This is a genomic window from Tenacibaculum aquimarinum, from assembly GCF_022478115.1.
Classification (GTDB): Bacteria; Bacteroidota; Bacteroidia; order Flavobacteriales; family Flavobacteriaceae; genus Polaribacter; species Polaribacter aquimarinum_A.
This window is the reverse complement of sequence record NZ_JAKGSC010000004.1, coordinates 141820-155160: the sequence shown is the minus strand read 5'-3', so window position 1 is coordinate 155160 and position 13341 is coordinate 141820. Positions and strand designations below refer to the sequence as shown.

Annotated in this window: 10 protein-coding genes and 1 other RNA gene; 3 read left to right on the top strand and 8 right to left on the bottom strand. The window is 32.3% G+C overall.

Annotation, left to right across the window (positions count from 1 at the left end):
* The 5 genes from L1S33_RS10395 to L1S33_RS10375 form a co-directional block, all read right to left on the bottom strand.
* Positions 1 to 1313 (bottom strand): HYR-like domain-containing protein (locus L1S33_RS10395; protein WP_449649494.1); only part of this gene is annotated, 1313 nt, incomplete at its 3' end.
* A 149-nt stretch (positions 1314 to 1462) separates the two neighbouring features.
* The gene (rny, locus tag L1S33_RS10390; protein WP_240562277.1) at positions 1463 to 3028 is read right to left on the bottom strand and encodes a ribonuclease Y; all 1566 of its coding nucleotides are present in this window, start codon (positions 3026 to 3028) and stop codon (positions 1463 to 1465) included.
* A gap of 50 nt (positions 3029 to 3078) precedes the next feature.
* Positions 3079 to 3204, bottom strand: a non-coding RNA gene (ssrS, locus tag L1S33_RS10385) — 6S RNA.
* 55 nt (positions 3205 to 3259) lie between these two features.
* Positions 3260 to 3550, bottom strand: a complete 291-nt coding sequence (locus tag L1S33_RS10380; protein ID WP_240552109.1) for a cell division protein ZapA — start codon at positions 3548 to 3550, stop codon at positions 3260 to 3262.
* Positions 3551 to 3566: 16 nt separating this feature from the next.
* A complete protein-coding gene (locus L1S33_RS10375; RefSeq protein WP_240562276.1) occupies positions 3567 to 3857 on the bottom strand; it encodes a hypothetical protein in 291 nt (96 codons plus the stop codon).
* Between the two features lie 156 nt (positions 3858 to 4013).
* On the opposite strand from L1S33_RS10375, the gene L1S33_RS10370 reads away from it, so the two are divergent.
* From L1S33_RS10370 to L1S33_RS10360, 3 genes are all read left to right on the top strand, one after another.
* A complete protein-coding gene (locus L1S33_RS10370) occupies positions 4014 to 5702 on the top strand; it encodes a M23 family metallopeptidase (protein ID WP_240562275.1) in 1689 nt (562 codons plus the stop codon).
* Positions 5703 to 5721: 19 nt separating this feature from the next.
* Complete coding sequence (locus L1S33_RS10365; protein ID WP_240552106.1) at positions 5722 to 8172, top strand: TonB-dependent receptor; 2451 nt, start codon at positions 5722 to 5724, stop codon at positions 8170 to 8172.
* 107 nt (positions 8173 to 8279) lie between these two features.
* Positions 8280 to 8789 carry a hypothetical protein gene (locus L1S33_RS10360; RefSeq protein WP_240562274.1) on the top strand — a complete coding sequence of 170 codons (510 nt, stop codon included), beginning with the start codon at positions 8280 to 8282 and terminating at the stop codon, positions 8787 to 8789.
* Between the two features lie 110 nt (positions 8790 to 8899).
* Here L1S33_RS10360 and L1S33_RS10355 read toward each other — a convergent pair whose 3' ends face one another.
* The 3 genes from L1S33_RS10355 to L1S33_RS10345 form a co-directional block, all read right to left on the bottom strand.
* Complete coding sequence (locus L1S33_RS10355; protein WP_240562273.1) at positions 8900 to 9346, bottom strand: FKBP-type peptidyl-prolyl cis-trans isomerase; 447 nt, start codon at positions 9344 to 9346, stop codon at positions 8900 to 8902.
* 202 nt (positions 9347 to 9548) lie between these two features.
* Complete coding sequence (locus L1S33_RS10350; protein WP_240553053.1) at positions 9549 to 10793, bottom strand: aminotransferase class I/II-fold pyridoxal phosphate-dependent enzyme; 1245 nt, start codon at positions 10791 to 10793, stop codon at positions 9549 to 9551.
* 323 nt (positions 10794 to 11116) lie between these two features.
* Entirely contained in the window at positions 11117 to 13339 is a 2223-nt protein-coding gene (locus L1S33_RS10345) for a xanthine dehydrogenase family protein molybdopterin-binding subunit (protein ID WP_240562272.1), read from the bottom strand.
* Positions 13340 to 13341: the final 2 nt, after the last annotated feature.

The window sequence follows — 13341 nt, the reverse complement described above, 5'->3', positions numbered from 1 at the left end:
AATGTTGCATCGTTTGTGACAATCACTGTTCCACCACAATTATCCGTTGCTGTTGGGGCTGTCAACGCAGTTACTTCACACTGATCGGTTACATCAGCCAATGTTGCTACATCTGCTACTGGTGCTGTTGTATCGGTTATAACAACATTTTGTGCTTGAGTAGATGTATTTCCATTCCCATCGTCATACGTCCAAGTTACAACCGTAGTTCCTTGAGTGGTGATTGGTAATGTTGCATCGTTTGTGACAATCACTGTTCCACCACAATTATCCGTTGCTGTTGGGGCTGTCAACGCAGTTACTTCACACTGATCGGTTACATCAGCCAATGTTGCTACATCTGCTACTGGTGCTGTTGTATCGGTTATAACAACATTTTGTGCTTGAGTAGATGTATTTCCATTCCCATCGTCATACGTCCAAGTTACAACCGTAGTTCCTTGAGTGGTGATTGGCAATGTTGCATCGTTTGTGACAATCACTGTTCCACCACAATTATCCGTTGCTGTTGGGGCTGTCAACGCAGTTACTTCACACTGATCGGTTACATCAGCCAATGTTGCTACATCTGCTACTGGTGCTGTTGTATCTTGAATGATTACATTCTGATCTGCTGTTGTTGAATTTCCACAATCATCCGTAAATGTCCACGTTACAACTGTAGTCCCTAATGTAGTAATTGGAAAAGTTGTTGTAGTTGTACCTGATATTAAAGTAGGACATCCACTATCTGTTGTGGTTGGTGTAATTGGTATTCCGTTACACTCAAAAGTCTCATCTGCAATTGTTGGGGTTACTGGAGAGGTTGAATCTGATCCGGTTACATTTACATTAGTAACACGAAGACGCTCCCAACAACCTCCACCATTTGCTGTATTGTTATTACCTTGAATTCTAATGAAAACATCGATACTTAAATTATCACCTGGATTTATTCTTGTTGCAGTAAAAGTGTTACTATTACCTCCATTATAAGTACTCCCATTTATAGTTGTAGTAGTACTTCCATTATCATCTGTTAAAGTAATTTCAACACGATCTCCACCCTCAAAACCTGGGTTTCCAGAAGTATTTGGGTTGTCAGGTATAATTGTAATTGAAACATCAGCCACATCATAACAAGATGTATTTGCTGAATAATTAAATGTATTACTTGTTGGATCTCCCCCTGTATTATTAGCACAGTTCGCTGAAGGTCCTACAAAATGATTTGTAGGATTTACATTTAAAATAACGTCATCTACACATTGACTATAAGTAGTGTTTATAATCAATGATAAAATAAAAATGAGAAAACCATTTTTCTTCTTCATTCAAAGGAGACTTTTGATGTCAAACAAATTGTTTAACAATTTTTTAGACACAAAAATAAGTAAAAAAGTCACTAAAATGAGTTAAAAAATCATAAAAAAAGGACTACATAATAATGTAGTCCTTAATTATTTTTAAATTTAAATGAACTTTATTTCGCAACATTTACCGCTCTAGTTTCTCTAATTACAGTAACTTTAACTTGACCTGGATATGTCATATCATTTTGTATTTTCTGAGAAATATTAAATGATAATTCTGCTGCTTTAGTGTCATTTACTTTAGCACTTTCTACCATAACACGTAACTCACGACCGGCTTGAATAGCATATGCTTTCTGAACACCTGTAAAACCAAATGCAATTTCTTCTAAATCTTTTAAACGCTGTATGTAAGAATCTAAAACTTGTCTTCTTGCTCCTGGTCTTGCTCCTGAAATAGCATCACATACTTGTACAATTGGAGACAATAAACTCTTCATTTCTATTTCGTCGTGGTGAGCACCAATAGCATTACAAACATCTGGTTTTTCGCCATATTTTTCTGCCCACTGCATTCCTAATAGTGCGTGCGGTAATTCGCTTTCTGTATCTGGCACTTTACCAATATCATGTAATAAACCTGCTCGTTTTGCTGCTTTTGCATTTAAGCCCATTTCAGCAGCCATAATACCACAAAGATTTGCAACTTCACGGGAGTGTTGTAATAAATTTTGTCCATAAGAAGAACGATATTTCATTCTACCAACAGCTTTAATTAATTCTGGATGTAAACCGTGAATCCCTAAATCGATAACCGTACGCTTACCAACTTCTATAATCTCTTGATTTATTTGTTTTTCAGTTTTCTTAACAACTTCTTCAATTCTTGCTGGGTGAATTCTACCATCAGTAACTAATTTATGCATCGATAAACGTGCAACCTCTCTACGTACAGAATCGAAACAAGAAAGTATAATTGCTTCTGGTGTATCATCTACAATAATTTCTACTCCTGTTGCAGCTTCTAAAGCTCTAATGTTTCTACCTTCTCGTCCAATAATACGTCCTTTAACGTCATCTGACTCTAAGTTAAACACAGATACACAGTTTTCTACTGCTTGCTCAACACCTACTCTTTGTATAGTTCCTAAAACAACTTTACGTGCTTCTTGTTCAGCAGTAAGTTTAGCTTCTTCAATAGAGTTCTGAATAAAAGCCATAGCGTCAGTTTTAGCTTCATCCTTTAAAGATGTTACTAATTCTGCTTTTGCTTCATCTGCAGATAAGCCAGAAATTTGCTCAAGCATATCTACATGACGCTTGTGCATTTTTTCTAACTCACTTTCTTTTTTATCTAAAAACTCTAATTTATAATCGAAGTCTTTTTCTTTTTGAGCTAAAGACTTATTAAGTTTTGTGCCTTTATCTAATTCAGAAGATACTCTAGATTCTTTATCTCTAATACGTTTTTCAACGTCACCAATTTTCTTTTCTCTAGTTAAAATTACTTTTTCGTGCTCAGATTTTAACTCTATAAATTTTTCTTTAGCTTGTAATATTTTATCTTTTTTTATAGATTGAGCTTCTACATTTGCCTCTTTTAAGATGCTTCTAGCTTCTTTTTTAGTTTTTAATATTAATTTATTAGATTTAGATTTCTCTAACATTTTAGCAATCAAAAAACCGATTACTATTCCAACTATTCCTGCAACTGCAAGAAGTACTATTTCGTTCATAATTGTTGATTTATATATATAAAAAAAGCCTACATCAGCAAGGTTTTTTAAAACTCCTAAAAAACAGGTTTAGGACTAACTGGCTTATCAAGGATCCGTCTAAAAATTAGTAAACTAATAATAACGGCATGCTTTCCTAACCAAAACTCATCCTTTTTAAATCTATAACGTTGAGTTTAACAAACAATGTACTAATGTAGGCAGTATTGTAATGTATTTTAAAGAACTTTTTTACTCTAAATGCGAGCTTACTATTTGTGTAAGTTCATTTATCTTTTCTAATGCTTCGGTATTTTCTACTTCAGTAATTATTGAAGTTATAGCTGCTTTAGATGCAAATTGTAAGGCACACATTGCCAACACATCTTGTTTATCGCTTACCGCATAATTTTGTTCATATTTAGTAACTAACTCATTAATGCTTTTTGCTGCTTTACGCATACCTTCTTCTTCTTCTGTGTTATTAACACTCAATGGATATGTACGACCAGCTATTACTACATTAACTTTTAATTTTGCCACTTAAAGAACTTTTTTTTTATGAATTTAATTGAAGAATGCATTTATCAATCTCCCTAATTAAAGCATTTATTTTGAGTTTTGTTTCTCTTGTATTTTCTTTACTACCTTCAATAGTTTTAGCAACTTTTAACAAACTATATTGTTCAGCTTGTTTATTAATTTGCTTATCTTTTTCTTTTAATAGATGTTGTAAACTTGTGTTATTTTGTAACAAAGCCTTGTTTTCTTCTTGTAAAAATTCATAATTGGCAAGTAAGTTTTGCAACTTTTCTTCCAATAAATGAATGGCTTTTAACGTATTACTCATCTATCAATTTAAGAATAAACTATAGCCCAAATTTAACATTCTCTTCTTAATAAAGCAATAAAATTTTATCTTTTTATTAAACTACTGTTATTCAGAACACTAAGCTCATTATAAATTTGGCACAAATTTAGTACTTTAGCAGTTAAACATTGCACTTTGAAAAAACACATTTTACTCATATTTATTTTTATTTATTACTTTGGATTTTCTCAAAAATATCCACAAACCGATTTTGAAAATCCTTTAAAAATTCCGCTTGTATTATCTGGTACCTTTGGAGAGTTGCGTAGCAATCACTTCCACTCTGGTTTAGACATTAAAACACAAGGGAAAGAAGGAATTAAAATTTATGCTCCGGCTGATGGTTATGTTTCTAGAATAAAAGTTTCTCAATGGGGTTTTGGAAAAGCAATTTACATTACACATTACAACGGTTACACAACGGTTTATGCACATCTTCAAAAATTTGAAGAACCTATAGAAAGTTATGTAAAAAGCATTCAGTACAAAAAAGAAAATTATCAAACTGGTAATATTTTCCCTTCGGAAGATAAGTTTCCTGTAAAAAAAGGCGACATTATTGGTTTTACAGGCGATACTGGCGGTTCTGGTGGTCCGCATTTACATTTTGAAATTCGTGATACGGCTACTGAACACATTATAAATCCGATGCATTTTGGAATTTTTCCTGAAGACACAAAATCACCAACTTTACAAAAAGCGAAAGTTTATGCTTTAGATAACAATTCTCGCATCAATAAAACTTCTAAAGATGTTGTTTTAAATATAAAAAATGTTGGAGATAATAAATACGTAACCAATAGAATTACGGCTAACGGTTATATTGGTTTTGGTGTTAATGCTTTTGATAGATTAAATGGTGCCAATAACAAAAACGGAATTTACAGCCTAGAAATGAATGTAAACGGAGAACGTTACTATTATCACGATGTAGAAACCTTCTCTTTTGCTGAAAGTAAATTCATAAACCTACTAATTGATTATCCTTTTTACAAAAAATTTAAAAGCCGATTTCAAAAAACACATAAAGTAAAAGCTAACAAACTAAGTATTTACAGCGATTTATTAGATAATGGAAAAATTTATATTGAAGAAGGAGTAAATTATAACATAGAAATTATTGCAAAGGATTTTAAAGGAAATTCTTCCACTTTACAAATACCTGTAAAAGGAGTTGCAAACAACACAACATTTTCTGCAAAAGACACTACAGCATATAAAATTACAGCAAAAAAATTCAACAAGTTTCAACAAGAAAATGTAACTATTGCTTTTCCTAAAAACACGTTTTATAAAGATTTGTTTTTAGATTTTAAAGTTGAAAACGGTGTTGCTAAAGTGCATGAATCTACAATTCCGTTAGATAAAAAATTTACATTAACATTTGATGTTTCCTCTTATTCTGGAGCAGAAAAAGAACAACTATATATTGCCAATGTTACCAATAAAAAATATCCAAGGTACGTTGCAACAAAGAAAAAAGAAACTACATTTTATTGTACTACCAAAACGCTTGGAAGTTATAAGTTACTTTCAGATAAATTAAGTCCAAAAATTTCATTACTAAATTTTAAAAATGAACAATGGTTATCTAAAGCTAAAACGCTAAAGGTTAAAATTTCTGATATTGGCTCAGGAATTAAAAACTTTAGAGCAACTATAGATGGAGAATGGGTTTTAATGGAATACAATCATAAACGCGGAATTTTAACCTATAATTTTAATGATAAAAAGTTGGTTGGCAGCAAACATCTTTTTAAACTTGTAGTCTCTGATAATGTTGGAAATACCAAAAATATTTCAGCAACATTTTTCAGAAAATAAGACCTAAAGCATATATATTTTGAAACATATTTTACTGTTATTTATACTAATACCATCTGTGCTTTTTGCTCAAAAAACAGCTACTGTTAAAGGTAAAATCACCAATAAATACAATGCTCCTATTGAAGGTGTAGCAATTTCTTACCTTGGTAAAGGAACAACAACAGACAAAGAAGGTCGTTATCAATTTAACATTCCTATTCGTAAAACTGTTGCGGTTACTTTTACACACGTTTCATACAAATCTGTCAATAAGAAATTTACAGCTCGTGGCGTAAAAACTTTTACCTACTCGCCTACTTTACGCTTTAAAACACAAGAAATTGAAGAAGTAATTATAAAAAACAGCAGAAAAGAAGCCGAAGGAATCACAACAATTTCAACCGAAAAAGTCAAAAACCTAATTGGTGCAAATGCTGGTGTAGAAAATGTTTTAATGACACTTCCTGGAGTTAGCAACAACAATGAGTTAAGCACACAATACAATGTTCGTGGTGGTAATTTTGATGAAAACCTTGTGTATGTAAACGGAATTGAAATTTACAGACCTTTTCTTGTTCGTTCTGGGCAGCAAGAAGGTTTAAGTTTCATTAATTCTCATATGATTCAGAATATTAATTTTTCTGCTGGTGGATTTCAAGCAAAATACGGCGATAAATTATCGTCTGTTTTAGACATTACCTACAGAAAACCAACTGAATTTGGAGCGCAAATAGATATGAGTCTTTTAGGTGGAAGTGCAACTCTTGAAGGTACTTTACTAAACAATAAACTAAGCGCAATTCTTGGCGTTCGTTATAGAGACAACAGTTTGTTTGTAAATAGTAAGCAAACTGAAGTTAACTTTAGACCAAAATTTACAGATATTCAAACGTTTCTGTCTTATGAAGTTAACGAAAAACTGTCTCTAAACTTCTTAGGAAATTACTCATTAAACGATTACAATTACAAACCATTATCTCGTAGAACTCGTTTTGGAACCGTTGTAGATCCGTTAGAATTAATTGTTTATTATGACGGACAAGAAAAAGATAGTTACCAAACTCTTTTTGGCGCATTGTCTGCTGATTATCAGGTGAATGAAAATTTAAAAATTACCACAACAGTTTCAAGTTTTAACACGCAAGAAGAAGAATATTTTGATATTGCGGCTTCTTATAATTTAGGTGAAGTTGATAGCAATATTGGTTCCGATAATTTTGGTGATGTCCAATTTTCTGAAGGAATTGGTTCGCAAATTAATCATGCTCGTAACGATTTAGATGCATTAATTACAAATATTCAAGTAAGAGCAATTTTAAAAGACGGTAAAAACGAATGGCGCGCAGGCGTAAAATATCAAACAGAAAATATTAAAGACCGCATTAGAGAATGGGAAATCATCGATTCTTTAGGTTTTTCCATTCGTCCACCACATCATAATATAGGTAATAACCAACCTTACACTTCTTTTACAGGACCAATTGAACCTTTTCAAGATATTAGAGCAGAAAACGATGTAGATATCAACAGAGTTTCTGGTTTTGTTCAATTCAGCAGAAAAACGATGTTAAATGAACATCAAGTTTGGTTTAATGCAGGTGTAAGAGCACAAAGTTGGTCGGTTAATGCTAATGATTTGTCTGAAGAAAGTCACTTTATATTTAGTCCAAGAGGTCAATTTGCTATAAAACCAGATTGGGACAAAGACATGTTATTCAGAATTTCTGGTGGTTGGTATTCTCAACCTCCATTTTACAAAGAATTAAGAGATAATAATGGTGAGGTTCATCCAGAAGTAAAAGCACAAAAATCCATTCATATTGTTGCCGGAAATGAATATAGTTTTAGACTTTGGGAACGTCCATTTAAACTAACTACAGAATTGTATTATAAAGATTTATCAGATGTAAACTCATATACAGTTGATAATGTAAGAATTAGATATCGAGCAGACAATGTAACTGATGCGTATGCATACGGATTAGACGTTCGTTTAAATGGCGAGTTTGTTCCTGGTAGCGAAAGCTGGGTTAGTTTAGGCTATCTAAAAACTGAGGAAAACATAAATGACCAAGGTTATATTGCAAGACCAACCGACCAACGTATAAAAGTGGGAATTTTATTTCAAGATTATGTGCCAAATTTACCAGATTTAAAAGCTTATTTAAACTTGGTGTACAATACAGGTTTACCTGGAGGTTCACCAGCCTACGCAGATGTATATGAATTTCAGAACAGGTTAAAAGACTACAAACGTGCAGATATTGGTGTTTCATATGTTTTTACAGATGCTAAAAAACAATATAAAACAGGTTTTTTAAGTAATTTTAAAGAATTAACAGCTGGTTTAGAGCTTTTTAATATGTTTGACATTTTAAATTCTAACACCAATACTTGGGTGCGTGACGTGTATTCTAAACAACAATACGGAATTCCAAATTTTATGACTGGTAGAGTCTTAAATTTTAAAGTTGGAATGAAATTTTAAGGTAAAAACTTAGTTTCTCATTAATCAAAAGCTTTAAAAAATCTTACCCTTAACGGATTGTACGTTATAAATATAGAGATTCATTAATATTATTTTATAAACTTAGTATGAAAAAAATAGTAATAGGTTGCGGATTATTTTTAGTGATTGGTTTCTGTTTTATGTGCTTAATGTTCTACACACTTACTTTACCAAAATACAGAGATAGTTCTAAAGACAAACCTTTTTCAACAATTGTAAACAAAAAGCTTATAACTAAAAAACCCGTTTTAATAATAATAAATCCTGATACATTTAAAGATGAAAATTATAAGTTTCATTTAGAAGATGGCTCTAGTTATGGAATGGATACTGAATTAGAAGTAATAACTAAGCTACCTATTGGAACGGAAGTTACTATAGATAAAGTTGAATTACATACAGGAAGAGTTAGTGGAAGCACTTCTGCATATCTTTTTGGAAAAGTTTATAGTGAAGAAATGCAAAAGAGTTACAACTTTGAATATACTTGGGGAAACTATCATTTTCTCTATGAAGACAAACCTTATTGGACCTTTAAAATCGCTTTTTGGCAAGACGAACCTTTAACTGAAAAGTATTTTATTGATATACCTTAACTTTCAATTACTATCTATGACTATTTCATCATAAAATATAAATTTCACAAAAAAATCCAGCTCTACGAACTGGATTTTTTTCAATTTTATAAGAAATAAATGTTTTTGCTTTATTCAGCAATTACAGTTTCTTTAATCTCAATAACTTCAAGATCAAAAATAAGATCTCTACCAGCTAAAGGATGATTACCATCTATAACAATAGTATCTTCTTTAACCTCAGCAATCATTAAATTAATTTCTTGACCATCTGGTGCTTTAGAAACAAGTCCCATACCAACTTGTGGCTCCATATCTTGTGGTAAATCTGTTTTCTTAACTTCCTGAATCATTTCTTTAACAACATCTCCATAAGCATCAGCTTTAAGAATTGTAATGGTTTTCTTTTCGTTTAATTTCATATCAATTAAACCGTTTTCAAAACCTGGAATTAATCTTCCTTGCCCCAAAACAAATTCTGCAGGTTCTTTTCCTTCAGACGTATCAAAAATTTGTCCGTCAGTTAATTTACCTGTATAATGTACTACTACTGTACTGTTCTCTTTTACTTGACTCATATTATATTATTAATGTAAAAATTCTTTTTTTTATTTACTACTTCCTTAAAGACCAAAATCAAGCCAAAAGAGAAAACTGCTGTTTATAAACTGATAATCAGCAACTTTGTCAGTTAACCTATTAATGTATGCCAAATCGGTAAAAAAAAATAAAAAATCCAGCCTTTTCAGCTGGATTTTCAATTATATAAATTACAAAAACTTACATCATTGCCGCAGCAACTTTCTTATAAGTTCCGTCTTCTAATTTTTCTCTAATAGCAGAAAACGCTGTAATGGTTTCATCTACATCCTCTTGAGTGTGTCTTGCCGTAGGAATTAATCTTAAAATAATTAATCCTTTAGGAATTACAGGATACACAACAATAGAACAAAATACACTGTGGTTTTCACGTAAATCGTGTACCATTGCCATTGCTTCTGGTATTTCTCCTTTTAAATATACTGGAGTAATACATGTTTGCGTAGTTCCTAAATCGAAACCGGCAGTACGTAAACCAGATTGTAATGCATTGGTAATTTTCCAAAGATTATCTTTTAATTCTGGCATTGTACGTATCATATCCAAACGTTTTAACGCACCTTTTACCATTGGCATTGGTAACGATTTTGCAAACATCTGAGAACGCATATTGTACTGTAAATACTGTATAATATCTTTATCAGCAGCAAAAAAAGCTCCAATACCTGCCATAGATTTTGCAAACGTTGCAAAATAAACGTCAATTCCGTCTTGTACACCTTGCTCAAAACCAGTACCTCTACCGTCTTTTCCTAAAGTTCCAAAACCGTGTGCATCATCTACCAATAAACGAAAATTATATTTCTCTTTTAACGCAACAATTTCCTTTAAACGACCTTGTTCTCCACGCATTCCAAAAACACCTTCAGAAACTAATAAAATTCCTCCACCTGTTTTTTCAGCCATTCTTGTAGCACGTTGCAAGTTTTTTTCACAGCTCTCAATATCGTTATGTCTATATACAAAACGCTTACCAGCATGCAAACGAACACCGTCAATAATACAAGCATGTGTGTCCATATCGTACACAATAATATCGTCTTTATTTACCAAAGCATCAATGGCAGAAACCATTCCTTGGTAACCAAAGTTTACTAAATACGCAGCTTCTTTATCCACAAACTCAGCACATTCTTGCTCTAATTGCTCGTGGTATTTTGTATGACCAGACATCATTCTTGCACCCATTGGATACGCTAATCCGTCTGTTGCAGCAGATTCTCCATCGGCTTTTAAAACCTCTGGATGATTTGCCAAACCTAAATAATCATTGATACTCCAAGTAACTACTTTCTTACCGTTAAAAGACATTCTGTTAGAAATCGGTCCTTCTAACTTTGGAAAAACATAATATCCCTCTGCTTTATCTGCCCATTTTCCTAACGGTCCTTTATCACTCTTAATTCTATCAAATAAATCCTTCACCATTTGTTCCTTAAAATTTTAATCAAGAGGCAAAATTAACGTTTTTTTAAGAGTTATTCAAATGGTTTTTTCAAGACGTTCGTGCAGGCTTTTCTTAATCGATATTTGTTTATGAAGGGCATTGACAAATGCTGCAATTTCGGACGCGGACATACTTAGTAAGTTTTGTCATTTTAGAGTTTACTTTTCACTAAATTAAGACAATCTAATAATTAAAGTGATTGCTTAGTTCCTTGCAATTACATTTATTTATTTAAGCAAAAAAATCCCCTAAAAGCCTTACATTTTAGGGGATTCATTTTAAAATAAATATCTATTAATATTTAACCAACTATATTTTCTTCTTTTTTTAGTTCAGCAATAAATGGTTGTTTATACATTCGTTTACCTAATGCTTTATGTATTGCGTTTGCCACTGCTCCACCGGCTGGCGGAAGTCCAGGTTCTCCTAATCCAGTTGGTGACAATTCATTTTCTACAAAATGCACTTCAACTTTAGGAGTTTCATTCATTCTTATTAAACGATAAGTGTCAAAGTTTTTATTCGATGGTTTTCCGTCTTTAAACGTTAAATCGCCATACATTGCATGTCCAATTCCGTCTAAAACACCACCTTCAACTTGATTTTTAGCTCCAGTTGGATTTACAACAATTCCACAATCTACCGCAGCAACTACTTTAGTAACTACAGGTAAACCATCTTTAATAACAACTTCTGCTAACTCAGCAACATGTGTATTATGGCTATAATATGCTGAAAAACCTTGATAAACACCTTCTTTTGCTTTTCCCCAACCGCCTTTTTCGGCAGCCAGTTTTATGGTGTCTTCCATTCGTTGACCAGAATATTCTATTTTTTCATCTTTTGTTCCTTTTACATTTTGCAGTAAATCAATTCGTAATTGAACCGCATCAATATTTAACTCTTGCGCTAACTCATCAAAGAAACTTTGCTCTGCAAACGCTAAAAAGTTGGTGTATGGCGCTCGCCAAGCTCCAGTAGTAATATCACTTTTATAATTGCCGGTAGAAACTTTATAATTCGGAATACAACCAGCAGGAAAAAAGTTAGGAATTAAACCATACATATTGCTATTTATTGCAGCTTCTTTTAAGTGATAACCTGTAATTTTATTGTCTTTTATAGATGCGGCAATTCTATATTTTATTGCAGGTCTATAAACACCTGTAGTCATATCATCTTCCCTAGTAGAAATCATTTTTACAGGTTTCTTAATTGCATTAGATATTTCTAGAGCTTCATAAGCAAAATCGCCATACAAACGTCTTCCAAAACCTCCACCCATTCTTGTCATTTCTACATGAACTTTATCTAAATCGTAACCTAACATTTCAGAAGCTACAATGGCAGCAAATTCTGCTGTTTGTACAGGACCAACTAAATGTACTTTTTCTGGAGTTACATTTGCATAAAAGTTCATAGGTTCTAAACAATTATGTGGCAAAAATGGAGAATGATAGGTTTTCTCTACTATTTTATCTGCTTGTGCAAATGCTTTTTCAACATTTCCATCTTCCCTTCTTACCGTAATATCTTTTGAATCTAGAATTTTAGTAAGCTCTTTATCGTGAGTTTCGGTACTTTCTAATTTAGCTACATTTTTCCATTTTGCATTTAATGCTTTTTTACCTTTAATAGTTGACCAGGTATTTTTGGCAATAACTACAACTTTATCTGTACTAGACATTTTAAAAGTCCAGTTACTTTTACCTGCTTCTTTAAACTTTCTTACTTTATCTCCAATTGTAATTACGTCTATAACTCCATTCACCTTTTTAGCTTCTGAAGCATCAAAAGAAACTAATTCTTGGCCAAATACTGGCGGACGTAATACTGATGCATACAACATTCCTTCAGCTACATAATCTAAACCAAACAAAGGTTTTCCTGTAACTATCTTTGGTAAATCTACATTAATAGCATTTGTACCAATAATTGTAAATTCAGAAGGCTTTTTTAATGTTACATTTTCTGGAACTTCTAAAAGTGCTGCTTCATTTACAACATCTCCATACCCTAAAGTTTCACCTTTTGCATTGGTAATTATTCCTTTTGAAGCAGAACAGGTTGCTGCATCAACATTCCATTTAACAGCAGCAGCATTCACTAACATTTGCTTTGTAGTTGCTCCAGTTTGTCTTAAAGCTTCCCACCCAAAACGAATAGATTGACTTCCTCCTGCTAATTGACGTTGATAATTTTTTGTATCTAAAGGTGCTTGTGCTACATGAACTTTATTCCACTCAACATCTAATTCTTCTGCAATAAGCATTGGCATCGATGTTTTTACTCCTTGTCCAATTTCTGGGTTTGGTGAAAAAATAGTTACATATCCTTCATTAGAAATTTTAATAAATGCATTAAAATCATTGAAGTTTAAATTTTCTATATCTACAGATGGTGTTACGTTGGGTTTACAAGCTGATAATAGATTGAAACCAATCATAATTCCACCACTTGCCAAAGCTGATGTTTTTAAAAAATTTCTTCTGCTAAACGTAAATTTGTTTTCTTTTGTGCTCATAA

Coding starts and splice junctions, on each gene's coding strand:
- rny (WP_240562277.1), bottom strand. CDS start 3,028: ATGAACGAAATAGTACTTCTTGCAGTTGCAGGAATAGTTGGAATAGTA.
- L1S33_RS10375 (WP_240562276.1), bottom strand. CDS start 3,857: ATGAGTAATACGTTAAAAGCCATTCATTTATTGGAAGAAAAGTTGCAA.
- L1S33_RS10360 (WP_240562274.1), top strand. CDS start 8,280: ATGAAAAAAATAGTAATAGGTTGCGGATTATTTTTAGTGATTGGTTTC.
- L1S33_RS10355 (WP_240562273.1), bottom strand. CDS start 9,346: ATGAGTCAAGTAAAAGAGAACAGTACAGTAGTAGTACATTATACAGGT.
- L1S33_RS10345 (WP_240562272.1), bottom strand. CDS start 13,339: ATGAGCACAAAAGAAAACAAATTTACGTTTAGCAGAAGAAATTTTTTA.